Origin of the sequence: Pseudomonas sp. (genome assembly GCF_049300855.1) — a bacterium.
GTDB lineage: Bacteria > Pseudomonadota > Gammaproteobacteria > Pseudomonadales > Pseudomonadaceae > Aquipseudomonas.
On sequence record NZ_JBAQKH010000052.1, the window covers coordinates 78,389 to 93,436 of the forward strand.

The 15,048-nt window shown below is 60.9% G+C and carries 16 protein-coding genes; 4 read left to right on the forward strand and 12 right to left on the reverse strand.

What is annotated here, in order from left to right; translation table 11 throughout:
* The first annotated feature begins 168 nt into the window (after positions 1-168).
* From WA225_RS24975 to WA225_RS24985, 3 genes are all read left to right on the forward strand, one after another.
* Positions 169-1,203, forward strand: coding sequence for an NADP-dependent oxidoreductase (locus tag WA225_RS24975; protein ID WP_422610066.1), 1,035 nt, complete (start codon positions 169-171; stop codon positions 1,201-1,203).
* A 67-nt stretch (positions 1,204-1,270) separates the two neighbouring features.
* Positions 1,271-1,873 (forward strand): recombination mediator RecR, encoded by a 603-nt coding sequence (recR, locus tag WA225_RS24980; RefSeq protein WP_064116893.1) that lies wholly within the window; start codon positions 1,271-1,273, stop codon positions 1,871-1,873.
* A 224-nt stretch (positions 1,874-2,097) separates the two neighbouring features.
* A complete protein-coding gene (locus tag WA225_RS24985) occupies positions 2,098-3,246 on the forward strand; it encodes an acyl-CoA dehydrogenase family protein (protein ID WP_422610067.1) in 1,149 nt (382 codons plus the stop codon).
* A gap of 109 nt (positions 3,247-3,355) precedes the next feature.
* Here the strand turns inward: WA225_RS24985 and WA225_RS24990 are convergent, their stop codons facing one another.
* Together WA225_RS24990 and fnr are read right to left on the reverse strand one after the other, a co-directional pair.
* Positions 3,356-3,904: an adenine phosphoribosyltransferase gene (locus WA225_RS24990; RefSeq protein ID WP_003223345.1), complete on the reverse strand. Its 549-nt coding sequence runs from the start codon at positions 3,902-3,904 to the stop codon at positions 3,356-3,358.
* Between the two features lie 78 nt (positions 3,905-3,982).
* Complete coding sequence (gene fnr / locus WA225_RS24995) at positions 3,983-4,717, reverse strand: fumarate/nitrate reduction transcriptional regulator Fnr (protein ID WP_007918332.1); 735 nt, start codon at positions 4,715-4,717, stop codon at positions 3,983-3,985.
* Between the two features lie 154 nt (positions 4,718-4,871).
* Between fnr and WA225_RS25000 the strand changes: the two genes are divergently transcribed.
* Positions 4,872-5,354: a hypothetical protein gene (locus WA225_RS25000; RefSeq protein WP_422610068.1), complete on the forward strand. Its 483-nt coding sequence runs from the start codon at positions 4,872-4,874 to the stop codon at positions 5,352-5,354.
* Here WA225_RS25000 and hemN read toward each other — a convergent pair.
* The 10 genes from hemN to WA225_RS25050 form a co-directional block, all read right to left on the reverse strand.
* Complete coding sequence (gene hemN, locus WA225_RS25005; RefSeq protein ID WP_422610069.1) at positions 5,351-6,733, reverse strand: oxygen-independent coproporphyrinogen III oxidase; 1,383 nt, start codon at positions 6,731-6,733, stop codon at positions 5,351-5,353. The genes WA225_RS25000 and hemN overlap by 4 nt on opposite strands.
* Positions 6,734-6,932: 199 nt before the next feature.
* Positions 6,933-7,616, reverse strand: coding sequence for a sulfite exporter TauE/SafE family protein (locus tag WA225_RS25010; protein WP_064116888.1), 684 nt, complete (start codon positions 7,614-7,616; stop codon positions 6,933-6,935).
* The gene (ccoS, locus tag WA225_RS25015; RefSeq protein WP_422610070.1) at positions 7,609-7,821 is read right to left on the reverse strand and encodes a cbb3-type cytochrome oxidase assembly protein CcoS; all 213 of its coding nucleotides are present in this window, start codon (positions 7,819-7,821) and stop codon (positions 7,609-7,611) included. The genes WA225_RS25010 and ccoS overlap by 8 nt, the downstream gene beginning before the upstream one ends.
* Positions 7,822-7,845: 24 nt before the next feature.
* Positions 7,846-10,296, reverse strand: coding sequence for a heavy metal translocating P-type ATPase (locus WA225_RS25020; protein WP_422610071.1), 2,451 nt, complete (start codon positions 10,294-10,296; stop codon positions 7,846-7,848).
* A gap of 135 nt (positions 10,297-10,431) precedes the next feature.
* The gene (locus tag WA225_RS25025; protein WP_422610072.1) at positions 10,432-10,971 is read right to left on the reverse strand and encodes a FixH family protein; all 540 of its coding nucleotides are present in this window, start codon (positions 10,969-10,971) and stop codon (positions 10,432-10,434) included.
* 11 nt (positions 10,972-10,982) lie between these two features.
* Positions 10,983-12,398, reverse strand: a complete 1,416-nt coding sequence (ccoG, locus tag WA225_RS25030; protein WP_422610073.1) for a cytochrome c oxidase accessory protein CcoG — start codon at positions 12,396-12,398, stop codon at positions 10,983-10,985.
* A gap of 296 nt (positions 12,399-12,694) precedes the next feature.
* On the reverse strand, positions 12,695-13,114 hold the full coding sequence (locus WA225_RS25035) for a type II toxin-antitoxin system VapC family toxin (RefSeq protein ID WP_422610074.1): 420 nt from the start codon (positions 13,112-13,114) through the stop codon (positions 12,695-12,697).
* Entirely contained in the window at positions 13,114-13,368 is a 255-nt protein-coding gene (locus WA225_RS25040; protein WP_422610095.1) for a type II toxin-antitoxin system Phd/YefM family antitoxin, read from the reverse strand. The genes WA225_RS25035 and WA225_RS25040 overlap by 1 nt, the downstream gene beginning before the upstream one ends.
* 509 nt (positions 13,369-13,877) lie before the next feature.
* Positions 13,878-14,861, reverse strand: a complete 984-nt coding sequence (ccoP, locus tag WA225_RS25045) for a cytochrome-c oxidase, cbb3-type subunit III (protein WP_422610075.1) — start codon at positions 14,859-14,861, stop codon at positions 13,878-13,880.
* The gene (locus WA225_RS25050; RefSeq protein WP_003175465.1) at positions 14,858-15,043 is read right to left on the reverse strand and encodes a CcoQ/FixQ family Cbb3-type cytochrome c oxidase assembly chaperone; all 186 of its coding nucleotides are present in this window, start codon (positions 15,041-15,043) and stop codon (positions 14,858-14,860) included. Before WA225_RS25050 ends, ccoP begins: the two co-directional genes overlap by 4 nt.
* Positions 15,044-15,048 lie beyond the last annotated feature (5 nt).

Consider the following 15,048-nt stretch of genomic DNA (forward strand, 5'->3'; position numbering starts at 1 on the left):
GCTCCGCGTTCCAAGTCCAGAGCCGAACGCGGAGCGTCCGTTGCGGCATTCCCACGCGGAGCATGGGAACGATCAATCCCGGCCAGCTGAATAAACATCGAACGCGCAAAAGCCTCAACGGTCTGCTCCCTATACCCGCTGAATTCACACTTCACAGGAGACGCTGACATGTCCGACCCTCTCACGCTCAACCAACGTTTCGTCCTCGCCTCCCGCCCGGTCGGTGCGCCGATCCCGGAAAACTTCCGCCTCGAACGCGAAGCGCTGCCCGATCTTGCGGACGGCGAGGTACTGCTGAAAACCCTCTACCTGTCCCTCGATCCCTACATGCGCGGACGCATGAGCGACGCACCGTCCTACGCCGCTCCGGTACAGATCGGCGAAGTGATGACCGGCGGCGCGGTCAGCCGTGTCGAGGATTCCCGTCATCCGAAGTTTCATAAAGGCGATCTGGTGGTCGGCGCCACCGGCTGGCAGAGCCACAGCATCAGCGACGGGCGCAATATCATCCCGATTCCGTCCGGGCTGCCAAGTCCGTCGATGGCGCTAGGCGTGCTGGGCATGCCGGGGATGACCGCGTACATGGGCCTGATGGACATTGGTCAGCCGAAAGAAGGCGAAACGCTGGTGGTGGCGGCTGCGTCCGGCGCGGTCGGCTCGGTGGTCGGCCAAGTGGCGAAGATCAAAGGCCTGCGCGCGGTCGGTGTGGCCGGCGGTGCCGAGAAGTGCAAATACGTGGTCGAGGAACTCGGTTTTGATGCCTGCATCGATCACAAGGCGGCGGATTTCGCCGAGCAACTGGCCAAAGCCTGCCCGAATGGCATCGACATCTATTACGAGAACGTCGGCGGTCATGTATTCGACGCCGTGGTGCCGCTGCTCAACGCCAAGGCGCGCATTCCGCTGTGCGGCCTGATCGCCGGTTATAACGCCGCCGAGGCACCAAAAGGCCCGGACCGTCTGCCGATGTTGCAGCGCACGTTGTTGACCAAGCGCGTGCGTATTCAGGGCTTCATCGTGTTCGATGACTATGGTGATCGTCAGCCGGAATTCATCAGCCACATGGTGCCGTGGGTGCGCGAGGGCAAGGTGAAATTCCGCGAGGACGTGGTCGATGGCCTGGAGCAGGCGCCCGAGGCGTTTATCGGTCTGCTGGAGGGGCGTAACTTCGGCAAACTGGTGGTGAAGGTCGCTCAGGACTGAGTATTTGACGCTGGCCGGAGGCGCGGGTATAAACCGCGTCTCGTTGTTTTTGTCGGACTGTTTATCCATGAGCTTCAGCCCTTTGATTCGCCAACTGATCGACGCTCTGCGCACCTTGCCGGGCGTCGGTCAGAAAACCGCCCAGCGCATGGCGTTGCAGCTGCTCGAGCGTGACCGCAGCGGCGGCTTGCGTCTGGCCCAGGCCCTGAGTCAGGCCATGGAAGGGGTCGGTCACTGCCGTCAGTGCCGCACGCTGACCGAAGACGATCTGTGCCCGCAATGCGCCGATACCCGCCGCGACGACACGTTGTTGTGCGTGGTCGAAGGGCCGATGGATGTGTACGCAGTCGAGCAGACCGGTTTCCGTGGTCGCTACTTTGTGCTCAAGGGGCATTTGTCGCCGCTCGATGGTCTGGGGCCTGAGGCAATTGGTATTCCGCAGTTGATGACGCGGATCGAAGAGGCCGGGACGTTTACCGAAGTCATTCTCGCGACCAACCCGACAGTGGAAGGTGAAGCGACGGCGCATTACATTGCTCAGCTGTTGAGCAACAAAGGCCTGATCGCTTCGCGGATTGCCCACGGCGTGCCGTTGGGGGGTGAGCTGGAGCTGGTCGACGGCGGCACGCTGGCGCATTCGTTTGCCGGGCGTAAACCGATTTCCCTTTAAGTTCTTTACTGTCTGTTCTGGCCTTATCGTTGGCAAGTCGAATCGTCGCACCGCAACTCCCACAGGTTTCTTTGTTGAACACAATCTGTGTGTACGCCCGAGATCCCTGTGGGAGCTGGCTTGCCAGCGATGGCCGCACCGCGGTCTATCTGATTCACACAATTAAGTTGAAAACCAAGCAAGCGCTCGGTTAAGTTCGGCGAACCCTTCCGTGGAGCTCGCCCATGCCTGCCTTTCAGGAATACTTCGACCCCAGTCACCAATTGGTCCGCGACAGTGTCCGACGTTTCGTCGAACGCGAGATCCTGCCGGACGTCGACGAATGGGAAGAAGCCGAAAGCTTCCCCCGTGAGCTGTACCTGAAGGCGGGCGCGGCGGGCATCCTCGGCATCGGTTACCCCGAGGCGCTGGGAGGCAGCCATGCAGGCGATCTGTTCGCCAAGGTCGCCGCCAGTGAAGAGTTGATGCGCTGCGGCTCTGGCGGGCTGGTAGCGGGGCTCGGCTCGCTGGACATCGGTCTGCCGCCGATCGTCAAATGGGCGCGTCCCGAGGTGCGTGATCGGGTTGTGCCTCAAGTGCTCAGCGGCGAGAAAATCAGCGCCCTGGCCGTTACCGAGCCCGGCGGCGGATCCGACGTCGCCAACCTGCAGACCCGCGCCGTGCGTGACGGCGATTTCTATCGGGTCAGCGGCAGCAAAACCTTTATCACCAGTGGCGTACGCGCCGATTTCTACACCGTCGCGGTGCGCACCGGTGCACCGGGTTTCGGCGGCATCAGCCTGTTGTTGATCGAGAAGGGCACGCCGGGCTTCACCGTCGGCCGGCAGTTGAAGAAAATGGGCTGGTGGGCGTCAGACACCGCTGAATTGTTCTTCGACGATTGCCGCGTGCCGGTGGGCAATCTGATCGGCGCCGAGAACATGGGCTTCGCCTGCATCATGGGCAATTTTCAGAGCGAACGGCTGGCATTGGCGCTGATGGCCAACATGACTTCGCAACTGGCGTTGGAGCAGAGCCTGAAATGGGCGCGTGAGCGTGAGGCGTTCGGCAAGCCGATCGGCAAATTTCAGGTGATCAAACATCGCCTCGCCGAGATGGCCACGATGCTGGAGGTGTCGCGTGAGTTCACCTATCGGCAAGCGGCGAAAATGGCGGCGGGGCAGAGCGTCATCAAAGAGATTTCGATGGCGAAGAACTTTGCCACGGATACCTCGGACCGGATCACCACGGAGGCCGTGCAGATTCTTGGCGGGTTGGGTTACATGCGCGAGAGTCTGGTGGAGCGGCTGTATCGAGATAACCGCATCTTGTCGATTGGCGGCGGGACGCGGGAGGTGATGAACGAGATCATCAGCAAGCAGCTGGGGCTTTAGGCTTGCGGTGAGGCTGCCGGCCACTTCGCGAGCAAGCTCGCTCCCACAGTTGGAATGCGTTCCCATGTGGGAGCGAGCTTGCTCGCGAAAGCGGTTTAGCAGGCGCTACTTACTTATCAGTCAGGGCAAACTGCGTCAGGCAGAAAGTAGGGATGCCCATGTCTTCCAGACGCTGCGACCCGCCCAGCTCCGGCAGATCAATAATCGCCGCCGCCTCATGCACCCGTGCGCCCATGCGGCGAATCAGGTTGGCCGCCGCAATCAGCGTGCCGCCCGTGGCGATCAAATCATCGAACATCACCACCGAGTCGCCTTCGCACAGGCTGTCGGCATGCACTTCCAGAAACGCTTCGCCGTACTCGGTCGCGTAACCCTCGGCCAGCACGTCCGCCGGCAGTTTGCCTTGTTTGCGGAACAGCACCAGCGGCTTGTTCAACTGGTAAGCCAATACCGAGCCGATCAGGAAGCCGCGAGCATCCATCGCGCCGATGTGGGTGAAATCGGCTTCCACATAGCGGTGGGCGAAGCTGTCCATCACCAGGCGCAGGGCCTTGGGCGATTGAAACAGCGGGGTGATGTCGCGAAAGATCACGCCCGGTTTCGGGAAGTCGATCACAGGGCGGATCAGGGATTTGATGTCGAAGGAGTCGAAGACCATCGTCGAGGTGTCCTGGCAGGGCTGCAAACGGCGCAGTATACCCGCGGCTGAAACGCTTCGCTCAACCGCGGATCGACATTAACCTTCGATCGAGCCGCCCGCCAGCGCGCACAGCTGGATCGGGTCGAGGATGTGAATCTCTTTGCCCTCGGCGGCGATCAGCTCGTTTTGCTGGAAGCGGGTGAACACGCGAGACACGGTTTCCACCGCCAGACCCAGGTAGTTGCCGATTTCATTGCGCGACATGCTCAGGCGAAACTGGTTGGCCGAGAAACCGCGAGCGCGGAAACGTGCCGACAGGTTGACCAGGAAGGTGGCGATGCGCTCGTCGGCGGTTTTCTTCGACAACAGCAGCATCATTTGCTGGTCGTCGCGGATTTCGCGGCTCATCACGCGCATCAACTGGCGACGCAGCTGTGGTAGTTGGAGAGCCAGCTCATCAAGGCGCTCGAACGGAATTTCACACACCGACGTGGTTTCCAGTGCCTGGGCCGACACCGGGTGTTTTTCGGTGTCCATGCCGGACAGCCCGACCAGTTCGCTCGGCAGGTGGAAGCCAGTCAGTTGCTCTTCGCCGCTGTCGCTCAGGCTGAAGGTCTTCAGGGCGCCGGAGCGTACTGCATAAACGGAATCGAACGTGTCGCCCTGACGGAACAGGAACTCGCCTTTTTTCAACGGACGGCCACGTTTAACGATTTCGTCCAGCGCATCCATGTCTTCCAGATTCAGAGAAAGTGGCAGGCAGAGAGGGGCCAGGCTGCAATCCTTGCAGTGAGCCTGGTTGTGAGCGCGCAGTTTAACTGGCTCGGACATTTCTTGGATCCTTGTGGGAAAACACACATAAGCCGTAAGGGTAACCCACGGGAGGACATTCAGGCCAGTCTGGGGCGACTTTGCCCTACAGCCATAAAGCCGCAGGACCAGCAGCCGATAAACAAGTATCAAAGTGCGTACAAGGAACCAATCGATGGCCACCATCGGCACGCTGGGCCCCGGTAACAGCGACGTTGCGGCAGTGCCGGAAACGTTTAAAACTGCGTCGGGCAATGCCCGCGACCCGGCTTCGAGCGAAGAGGCAACCCCGACCTTGGTCGAGGGCGTCAAAGTGTCGCTGTCCGGTGCATCGATCGAGAAATCCGCCGGCGCTGGCGGCGATAATCGCGATATCGAAGAAAGCGGTTTGCCGGAGAACATCCAGCAATTGCTGAAGATGATCCGCAAATTGCAAAAAGAGATCGCCGAGAAAAAGGCGCTCATCGAAGCGGTGATGGCTGACAAACGCCTTTCCAGCGAAGAAAAAATCATCAAGGTTGCCAGCCTGCGCGGCGCCATCGCCGCGTTGAACACGGGGCTGATCACGGCCAATCTTGCCCTGTCCAAAGTGGTCGGGCAGTCGGGACTGACCGCGGATCAGAATATGAAAGTCGGCTCGCTGCTGATGAAAAACTAAATCACCCGCGAAAAGCGCTGGCGGTTCTGCTGTTCCAGGTACGCATCGAACACCATGCACACCGAACGCACCAACAGGCGTCCCGCCGGCGATACCGCGATCCGCTCGCGATCGAGCTCAATCAGGCCATCGGCGGCCATGCCTTGCAGTTGCGGCCATAGCGCACCGAAATAACCCTGAAAATCGATGTTGAACTGCTGCTCGATCTCGGCGAACTCCAGGCTGAAATTGCAGATCAGTTGCTGAATCACGGCCCGGCGCAGACGATCATCGGCATTGCACACCAGGCCCCGACTGGTCGCCAGTTGCGCGGCGGCAAGCGTGTTCTGGTATTGGCTGAGGTCACTGCTGTTCTGGCAGTACAGGTCACCGATCTGACTGATCGCCGAAACCCCCAGACCAATCAAGTCGCAATGACCGTGCGTGGTGTAGCCCTGGAAGTTGCGTTGCAGGGTTTGTTCTTCCTGAGCAATCGCCAACTCATCGTCGGGCAGGGCGAAGTGGTCCATGCCGATGTAACGGTAACCGGCGGCGGTCAGCTGCTCGATGGTGCGCTGGAGCATTTCCAGTTTCTGCGCCGGGCTCGGCAAATCATGGGCGTTGATCCGGCGCTGCGGCATGAAGCGTTCCGGCAAGTGCGCGTAGTTGAACACCGAGAGCCGGTCCGGTTGCAGGCTGATGACTTCCTCGACGGTGCGGGCGAAGTTGTCCGGGGTCTGCTTCGGCAAGCCATAGATCAGGTCGATATTGATCGAGCGAAACTGCAGGGTGCGCGCGGCGTCGATCACCGCGCGGGTTTCTTCCAGACTTTGCAGGCGATTGACCGCGCGCTGCACCGCCGGGTCGAGGTCTTGCAGGCCGATACTGACCCGATTGAAACCCAATTCGCGCAGCAGACCCATGGTCGACCAGTCGGCTTCACGCGGGTCGATTTCGATGCCGTAATCGCCGGAATCGTCGTCGAGCAGATTGAAGTGTTTACGCAGGTGCGCCATCAACTGGCGCAGTTCGTCGTGGCTGAGAAAGGTCGGCGTGCCGCCACCGAAGTGCAGTTGTTCGACCTTCTGCGCCGGGTCGAGGTGGCAGGCGATCAACTGGATTTCCTGCTCCAGCCGCTGCAAGTACGGCAGCGCGCGACCGCGATCCTTGGTGATGACTTTGTTGCAGGCGCAGTAGTAGCAAATGTTCGCGCAGAACGGCACATGCACGTAAAGCGACAACGGGCGCAGGGCCTTGCGGCTGTCGCGCAAGGCGTGGAACAGATCGAACGTGCCGACCTGACTGTGAAATTGCACGGCCGTCGGATACGAGGTGTAGCGCGGCCCCGCCAGGTCGTAGCGGCGGATCAGATCAGAGTCCCAACGAATGGCGTCGAGCATGCGGGCATTCCCCCGGATAGGCTGGCAGTGTGAGCGAGTCTATCGGGGGGCGGCGATGGGGCTGTTGATTTGCATCAACGGGGGAGGAGGTGTGTTGATCATGCAGGCTTCTTCGCGAGCAAGCTCGCTCCCACAGATTTTGTGTACGCCTCAAATCCCCTGTGGGAGCGAGCTTGCTCGCGAACGCCGCGCCGCCGATCTAATGGCCCATCAACCAATGCTGATGCGGTCCCGGCAAAGTCCAGATGCCGAAAAGGATTACCAACAACCCGCCAGCCATGCGCACGCTGCGTTTGCGCAGAATGGCGGTGACGCGTTCTGCCGCAAGGCCCGTGGCCAGCAACACCGGCCAGGTGCCGAGGCCGAACGCGAGCATCAATAACGCACTGTCCAGCGCATTGCCCTGGCTCGCCGACCACAGCAACGTGCTGTAAACCAACCCGCACGGCAGCCAGCCCCACAATGCACCGAGCAATAACGCGCGCGGCACACTCGACACTGGCAGCAAGCGATTGGCCACCGGCTGAATGTAGCGCCACAAACCGCGTCCAAGACTTTCGATGCGCGTCAGCCCGCTCCACCAGCCGGCCAGATACAAACCCATGGCGATCAGTAGCAATCCAGCCAGCACGCGCATGAACAGCGCGGCCGGACTGTTGGCGACAGCCCATCCGGCCAGACCGATCAACAAGCCCGCCGTGGCATAACTGAGAATCCGCCCAAGGTTATACGCCAGCAACAATCTAAATCGTCGACTGCGTTGCTCCTTGGGAATCGCCAGGGTCAGCGCGCCCATCAAGCCGCCGCACATGCCCAGGCAATGCCCGCCACCGAGCAAACCGAGAATCAGTGCAGACACCAACAGCGGCGCCAGTTCAAGCATGAGGGGGGGCCTTGTCGTCCGCTTTGTTCGCGTTGGCTTCGTCCACCGCAGCGGTGTGATTCGGGTCCTGATCGTCGAACAGAATGCTGTGAGCCGGGCCGTCGAGGTCGTCGTACTGACCGCTGTCCACCGCCCAGAAAAAGATGTACACGGCGATGGCCACGATCAGCAGGGCGGCCGGGATCATCACGTAGAGAGCTGGCATCTGTACTCCAGGCGTCCGTGCGGCTCAGGCCGGCAGCGGACGGGTTTCTGACCGGGGGGTGGCGGGCGCCGGGCTCGGCAGGCGAGTCAGGCGCAAGGCATTGAGCACCACGGTCAACGAACTGATCGACATGCCGACAGCGGCCCATACCGGAGTGATCCAGCCGAGGGCGGCGAACGGCAACATGAGGCCATTGTACAGCGCGGCCCACAGCAGGTTCTCGATGATTACCCGGCGGGTGCGGCGCGCGAGTGTAAAGGCTTGAACCAAGGCGTCGAGGCGATTAGACAGCAGCACCGCGTCGGCGCTGGTTTTCGCCAGATCAGTGGCCGAGCCCATGGCCACGCTGATGTCAGCCGCCGCCAGCACTGGCACGTCATTAACGCCGTCGCCGAGCATCAGCACCTTGCGACCTTCCTTGTGCAGCTGTTGCAGGACTTGCAGTTTGTCGTCCGGGCGCAAGCCGCCACGGGCCTCGTCGATGCCCAGTTCCGCCGCGACACTGGCGACCATCGGTGAGCTGTCGCCGGACAGCAGCAATGTGCGCCAGCCGCGTGCCTTGCAGGCGGCGAGCAGCGCAGGAGCGTCGTCACGCAAGCGGTCGTCGAGAACGAACCACGCCAGCGCGCCTTTTTCGTCCGCGAGCAGCAGCCATTGGCCCGCCTCATTGGGCATCGCAGGCACAGCCGCGCCACTGAGGGCGCAGACGAATTCTGCCTGGCCAATGCGCAACCGCTGCTCGCCCACCAAACCTTCAAGGCCAAGCCCGGGTGTGCTGTGGACTTCTTCCGCGGCCAGCGGCGCTCGGCCGAACGCACGGGCAATCGGGTGCTCCGAGCGGTTTTCCAGCGCAGCGGCGAGGCTCAGGCACTGGTCGCTGTCGAGTACGCCGAGCGGGCGGATCGAGCGCAGTACCAAGCGGCCTTCGGTGAGGGTGCCGGTCTTGTCGAAAATCACTGTGTCGATCTGGTTCAGACCTTCCAGCACATGCCCGCGCGTCAACAACAGACCGAGTTTGTGCAGGGTGCCGGTGGCCGCGGTGAGCGCGGTCGGCGTCGCCAGCGACAGCGCGCACGGGCAGGTCGCGACGAGCATGGCGAGGACGATCCAGAACGCCCGCGACGCATCCAGTTCCCACCACAACAGGCCGATGGCCGCCGCGGCGATCAACGACAACAGCAGGAACCATTGCGCGGCACGGTCGGCGATTTCCGCCAGTCGCGGTTTCTCCGCCTGGGCGCGGTCGAGCAGGCGGACGATGGCGGACAATCGGGTGTCTTGCCCCAGCGCCAGCACTTCAACGGTCAAGGCGCCTTCGACGTTGAGGGTGCCGGCGGTCACTGCATCGCCGAGCGTGCGCGGTTGCGGCAGATATTCACCGGTCAGCAACGATTCGTCGATGCTCGACTGGCCGTCGATGATCTTGCCGTCTGCCGGCAGGATCGAACCCGGTTGCACGAGGATTTGATCACCCAGGCGCAATTCGCTGAGCAGGATGCGTTCGCTTTGGCCGCTGCCGTCGAGCCGCAGGCACGAGGCCGGCAGCAGATTGACCAGTTGCGCGGTCGCCGCGGCGGTGCGCTCGCGGGCACGGCGCTCCAGATAACGCCCGGCGAGCAGGAACAGCGCAAACATGCCGACCGCGTCGAAATACAACTCGCCGACGCCGGTAATCGAGGTCCAGATCCCGGCGATGTAGGCGCTGCCGATCGCCAGCGACACCGAGACGTCCATGGTCAGGTGGCGCGTGCGCAGATCGCGCATCGCCCCTTTGAAGAACGGCGCGCAGCTGTAGAACACGATCGGTGTGGTCAGAAACAGCGCGACCCAGCGCAGGATTGTGTGCAACTCGGGGCTGAGGTCGATGTTGAATTCCGGCCACGTCGCCATGGTCGCCATCATCGCCTGGAACCACAGCAGCCCGGCCACGCCGAGCTGGCGCAGGGCGAGGCGGTTTTCGCTGGCCAGTTGTTCGCTGGCGCGGTCGGCCTGATACGGGTGGGCGGCGTAACCGATGTGGCGCAGTTCGGCGAGGATCTGGCTGAGCGGTAATTGCGCATCGGCCCAGCTCACGTGCAAGCGATGGTTGGACAGGTTCAGGCGCGCCTCGGCCACGGCGGGCAACGTGCGCAAGTGTTTCTCGATCAGCCAGCCGCAGGCGGCACAACTGATGCCTTCCATCAGCAGGGTGGTCTCGGCCAGGTCGCCTTCATGGCGGACGAAGGGTTGCTGGACATCGGCGCGGTCGTACAGCGCCAACTCATCGACCAGTTGCACCGGCAGCGCTTCAGGGTTGGCCGAGGCTTCGCTGCGGTGTTGGTAATAGCTTTCCAGTCCGCCGGCAACGATGGCTTCGGCCACGGCCTGACAGCCCGGGCAGCAGAACTCGCGGGACTCCCCGAGCACGACAGCGGTGAAGCGGCTGCCGGACGGGACGGGCAGGGCGCAGTGGTAGCAGGGGAGTGGGGTGGTCATGGCACGCGTTCCGATGATCGTTCCCACGCTCCGCGTGGGAATGCCTCCCCGGACGCTCCGCGTCCGCTTCGGCTGGGACGCGGAGCGTCCCTGGCTGCGTTCCCACGCAGAGCGTGGGAACGATCAGAGTCTGGCTTACTTCTTCAGATCTTCGGCGCCTTGCAGCGGCTCATCACCGAGCAGCAGATCCTTGTCATGGCTGACCAACTCTTCTTCGAACATGCGCCACACATGGTCATCCTGACTGCCGAGCAATTCCACAAAGCGGCGACCTTCAACCTTGTCGTTCAACTGACCGATGTAACGGCCGGTTTCGCTTTCGCTGCGGCTCAGGACGACTTTGCGATCCTTCTCCGGTTGCGTCGGCGAGATCAGGTTCAGTTCCAGGGTCTTCGGCTGACTATCTCCGCTCAAACGCAAATCGACTTCACCGGTCACGTCATCCAGATGCACAGCCGCACGCATCTTCAGATTCTGCGCCAGCAGTTCACGGTCCAGCGAACGGTTGATGCCCTTGCCCGCCTCGTAATAGTTGTCGTTGACCAGGTTGTCCGGGTTGTTCACCGCGATGGTCACCATCGACAGGGTCAGGGTCACCGAACAGGCCAGAATCCCGATGATGATCCATGGCCAAAGGTGCTTGTACCAGGGACTTGCGGCGTTTGCTGCGGGCATGTTCAGTTCTCTCAACGGATTTGTGGGCCGATGAATCGGCTCTTGGCTTCAACGTGGACGCTGTCGTCATCGGCATCCTTAAGGATGAATTTCACCTCGTTGGTGCTCGATGGCAATTGTTCCGGAGCGCTCGACAACTCGACCGGCATGCTGACGATGTCGCCGGCAGCAACTTTGATCTCGCGCTTGCCTTGCAGGCGCAGGTCCGGCAAACCGGCGGCTTCCAGCACATAGGTGTGGTCGCGTTGGTCCTTGTTCATGATCTTCAGGCTGTAGACGTTTTCGATCCGGCCTTCGGCGTTTTCGCGGTACAGCACACGGTCCTTGCTGACGTCGAAACCGACCAGCGAACGCATGACGAACGCGGTAACCAGCAGGCTGATCATCGCCAGCAACACCACCGCATAGCCGATCAGGCGCGGGCGCAGTTTATGGGTTTTCTGTCCCGACAGGTTGTGCTCGGTGGTGTAGCTGATCAGCCCGCGAGGGTAATCCATTTTGTCCATGATGCTGTCGCAGGCGTCGATGCATGCGGCGCAGCCGATGCATTCGATCTGCAGGCCGTCACGGATGTCGATGCCGGTCGGGCAGACCTGCACGCACATGGTGCAGTCGATGCAATCGCCCAGCCCCTGCGCCTTGTAGTCCACGCCTTTCTTGCGCGGGCCACGGCTTTCACCGCGACGCGGGTCGTAGGAAACAATCAGCGTGTCCTTGTCGAACATCACGCTCTGGAAGCGCGCATACGGACACATGTAAATGCACACCTGCTCGCGCAGCCAACCAGCGTTGCCGTAGGTGGCGAGGGTGAAGAAACCGACCCAGAAGTACGACCAGCCATCAGCCTGGCCGGTGAAGAATTCGAAGACCAGTTCGCGGATCGGCGAGAAGTAGCCGACGAAGGTCATGCCGGTGACAAAACCGATCAACAGCCACAGCGCGTGTTTAGCGATTTTACGGGCGAACTTGTTGGCGCTCATCGGCGCCTTGTCGAGCTTGATACGCTGGTTGCGGTCGCCTTCGGTGACCTTCTCGCACCACATGAAAATCCACGTCCACACACTTTGCGGACAGGTGTAACCACACCAGACGCGGCCCGCGTAAACCGTGATGAAGAACAGGCCGAACGCGGCAATGATCAACAGGCCTGAGAGCAGAATGAAATCCTGCGGCCAGAAGGTCGCGCCGAAGATGAAGAACTTGCGCTCGGGCAGGTTCCACCACACGGCCTGATGGCCGCCCCAGTTCAGCCACACCGTGCCGAAATACAGCAGGAACAAGGCGGCGCCGCCCATCATCCGCAGATTGCGGAACAGGCCGGTGAAAGCGCGGGTGTAGATTTTTTCTCGTGAGGCGTAAAGATCAACGCTGTTGTTCGCGTTTTTGCTCGGTGGTGTAACGTCGTGTACCGGAATCTGGTTGCTCATCATTGCATCCCACGGCAGTGGAAAAATGCCTCGGTCGATACGTGCCAACCAAGGTCAAAAAGGGTCATTGCAGTGGCGCAATGATACGCCGGTCGCTCTGGCTCAAGGGTGCGACCTTTGGTCGCGTTGGGTTAAAAACCTGAATGGTGTAGCGAATGCAGCAAAGCCTGATGCAGGTCAATTGACTTGTTGAGTATGGACGGTTTTGGCCTGAGGGCTAATCCAGGGTTGCTCAGCGCGCTGGGGCTCGCCATCATCAAAAAGCCCCGTCAGTGATCTGGCGGGGCTTTTTACGATCAGTTATTGGCCGCGATCCATGGATTGATCAGCGGAACGCCGCTGAGTTGAAAGTCCGCCACGTTACGGGTAACCAAGGTCAGCCCATGGACCAGTGCGGTGGCGGCAATCAAGGCGTCGCATTCATTGCTGCGATCAGGCACATGCAACTGCGCACATCGGGTGGCGACGGCGGTGTCGACCGAGAGAATTCTTCCCGAGAATGCGGGTTTGACGTGACGCTCGAGCCAGTGACGCAGCATCCCGCCTTGTGGCGGGTCACGGCGTTCGATACGCAAAATGCCGGTTTCCAACTCCAGCACAGTGATTGCCGATAAATACAGGCTGGCCGGGGCGACGCTGTTTGCCCAGGTCACCACCTGCTTGTCGGCCTGGGGTTTTCGCAGCTCGGAAACGACATTGGTATCAAGTAGAAACATCAAGACAGGTCCACGCTGCGAGGGGTGATGATTGCGCGCTCTGTTTCGAATTCGATGTCATGCGCATTCGGCATGACCAGCAGGTCGACGATGCTGGTCTGGCTGCCGGTCAGTTTCTGGTACGCCTCGATGCTCAGCAGTACATGGGCAGGTTTGCCACGATCGGTAATGATGACCGGGCCTTGATGCGCGGCTTTTTTGGCTGCACTGGTGTCCTGGTTGAATTCGCGGCTGGAAATGGTCGTGATGGCCATCATGTTCGGCCTCCGGAGATTCTGGTGTAGAAACGTTACTATTTTGGCGGTTTCCCGGCAATCGGAAAAGTGGATTGCGGACGATCGGTTTATCACTGTCATAACGGCACCGGCGCAAGAGCCTCCGCCAGAGGGCGAGGGCGCTGGAGGTTGGAATATTCGGTGTATGTTGCTGCCTGCTATCGGGGCAATCTGCCGCCGCCGAGGCCGTCCAGCCCACCACCGTTGCCTGGACCGTCCAAAGTGCTTTGTGAGGTTGATTGTTCGGGTTGCACAGGCGCTTTGTCAGAGCACGGCTGAGTTTGATGCGGCAGTGTGTTTTCGTCGTTCTTTGACATGTAGGCTTCATCCTTGAAGGTTGCCCCGATGCGGTCATCGGGTTTGGAAAAACCTACAGGGCACTGCTGTTCAGGTCTATCGAGCAAATGTCGCAAGGCATGAATGCCAGCATGCAAAAAGGCCCCGCCAATCTACATTGGCGGGGCCTTTTTTTGCTTCAAGCGTTGGCCTTATTCGGCGTTCGCTTGCGGTGCTTTTTCACCGTGGGACAGGCTGTAAACGTACGCCGCCAACAGGTGAACCTTATCGTTGCCTTGCAGTTGCTCCTGCGCCGGCATCTGGCCCTGACGGCCGTAACGGATGGTCTGCTGCAGTTGGGCGAAGCTCGAACCGTAGATGAACGCGCCCGGGTGGGTCAGGTTCGGCGCGCCCATGGCGGGGGTGCCTTTGCCTTCCGGACCGTGGCAAGCCACGCAGTTGGCGGCGAACAGTTTGCCGCCGTTTTCCGGATCAGCCTTGGTGTCTTCCGGCAGTTTGCGGCCATCGAGTTTGGTCACGACGAAGGCCGCGACGTCGGCAACGCCTTGCTCACCGATCACTTCAGCCCAGGCCGGCATCACCGCGTGACGACCGCCCATGATGGTGGTCTTGATGGTTTCCGGCTCACCGCCCCAGCGCCAGTCGGCGTCGGTCAGGTTCGGGAAACCGTATGCACCCTTGGCGTCGGAACCGTGGCACACCGAGCAGTTGGAGGCAAACAGACGGCCACCCATTTTCAGTGCTTGCGGATCCTTGGCGACTTCTTCGATTGGCATCGCCGCGAACTTGGCGAAGATCGGACCGAACTTGGCGTCCGAACGGGCCATTTCCTTTTCCCATTCGTGCACGCCGGTCCAGCCGGTCTTGCCGTTGGCGAACGCGGTCTGCTTGTCGTTATCGAGGTAGTTATAACCCGGCAGCAGGCCTTTCCAGTTGCCCAGGCCCGGGTACAGCACCAGGTAGCCCAAAGCAAAAATGATCGTGCCAACGAACAGCATGAACCACCATTTCGGCAGTGGATTGTCGTACTCCTCGATCCCGTCGAAGGAGTGCCCGACCGTCTCGTCCGTCTGTTCGCTGCGCTGGCCCTTGCGGGTCGACAGCAGCAGCCAGGTCAGGGCGAAGATCGTACCGAGACTGAGGACTGTGACGTACAGACTCCAGAATGTAGTCATTCTTTGTTACTCCTAGAAGCTTGCTCGACGTGCTTGATGGCTTCGGGATCATCCGCAAAAGGCAACAAGGTCGCGTCTTCAAACTCCGACTTGCGCTTGGGGCTGAACACCCACAAGGCCAGACCGATGAAGGCCACCATCACAACAACGGTGCCCAGGCCACGAATCATCCCGATATCCATCTAAT

What these genes read in the sequence shown, in the direction of transcription:
- ccoP (WP_422610075.1), bottom strand. Translation starts at nt 14,861, where the DNA reads ATGACTACATTCTGGAGTCTGTACGTCACAGTCCTCAGTCTCGGTACG.
- ccoG (WP_422610073.1), bottom strand. Translation starts at nt 12,398, where the DNA reads ATGAGCAACCAGATTCCGGTACACGACGTTACACCACCGAGCAAAAAC.
- WA225_RS25035 (WP_422610074.1), bottom strand. Translation starts at nt 13,114, where the DNA reads ATGTTTCTACTTGATACCAATGTCGTTTCCGAGCTGCGAAAACCCCAG.
- ccoS (WP_422610070.1), bottom strand. Translation starts at nt 7,821, where the DNA reads ATGCCAGCTCTCTACGTGATGATCCCGGCCGCCCTGCTGATCGTGGCC.
- fnr (WP_007918332.1), bottom strand. Translation starts at nt 4,717, where the DNA reads ATGTCCGAGCCAGTTAAACTGCGCGCTCACAACCAGGCTCACTGCAAG.
- hemN (WP_422610069.1), bottom strand. Translation starts at nt 6,733, where the DNA reads ATGCTCGACGCCATTCGTTGGGACTCTGATCTGATCCGCCGCTACGAC.
- WA225_RS24985 (WP_422610067.1), top strand. Translation starts at nt 2,098, where the DNA reads ATGCCTGCCTTTCAGGAATACTTCGACCCCAGTCACCAATTGGTCCGC.
- WA225_RS24990 (WP_003223345.1), bottom strand. Translation starts at nt 3,904, where the DNA reads ATGGTCTTCGACTCCTTCGACATCAAATCCCTGATCCGCCCTGTGATC.
- WA225_RS25020 (WP_422610071.1), bottom strand. Translation starts at nt 10,296, where the DNA reads ATGACCACCCCACTCCCCTGCTACCACTGCGCCCTGCCCGTCCCGTCC.
- WA225_RS25050 (WP_003175465.1), bottom strand. Translation starts at nt 15,043, where the DNA reads ATGGATATCGGGATGATTCGTGGCCTGGGCACCGTTGTTGTGATGGTG.
- WA225_RS25040 (WP_422610095.1), bottom strand. Translation starts at nt 13,368, where the DNA reads ATGGCCATCACGACCATTTCCAGCCGCGAATTCAACCAGGACACCAGT.
- WA225_RS25000 (WP_422610068.1), top strand. Translation starts at nt 4,872, where the DNA reads ATGGCCACCATCGGCACGCTGGGCCCCGGTAACAGCGACGTTGCGGCA.
- WA225_RS25025 (WP_422610072.1), bottom strand. Translation starts at nt 10,971, where the DNA reads ATGCCCGCAGCAAACGCCGCAAGTCCCTGGTACAAGCACCTTTGGCCA.
- WA225_RS24975 (WP_422610066.1), top strand. Translation starts at nt 169, where the DNA reads ATGTCCGACCCTCTCACGCTCAACCAACGTTTCGTCCTCGCCTCCCGC.
- WA225_RS25010 (WP_064116888.1), bottom strand. Translation starts at nt 7,616, where the DNA reads ATGCTTGAACTGGCGCCGCTGTTGGTGTCTGCACTGATTCTCGGTTTG.
- recR (WP_064116893.1), top strand. Translation starts at nt 1,271, where the DNA reads ATGAGCTTCAGCCCTTTGATTCGCCAACTGATCGACGCTCTGCGCACC.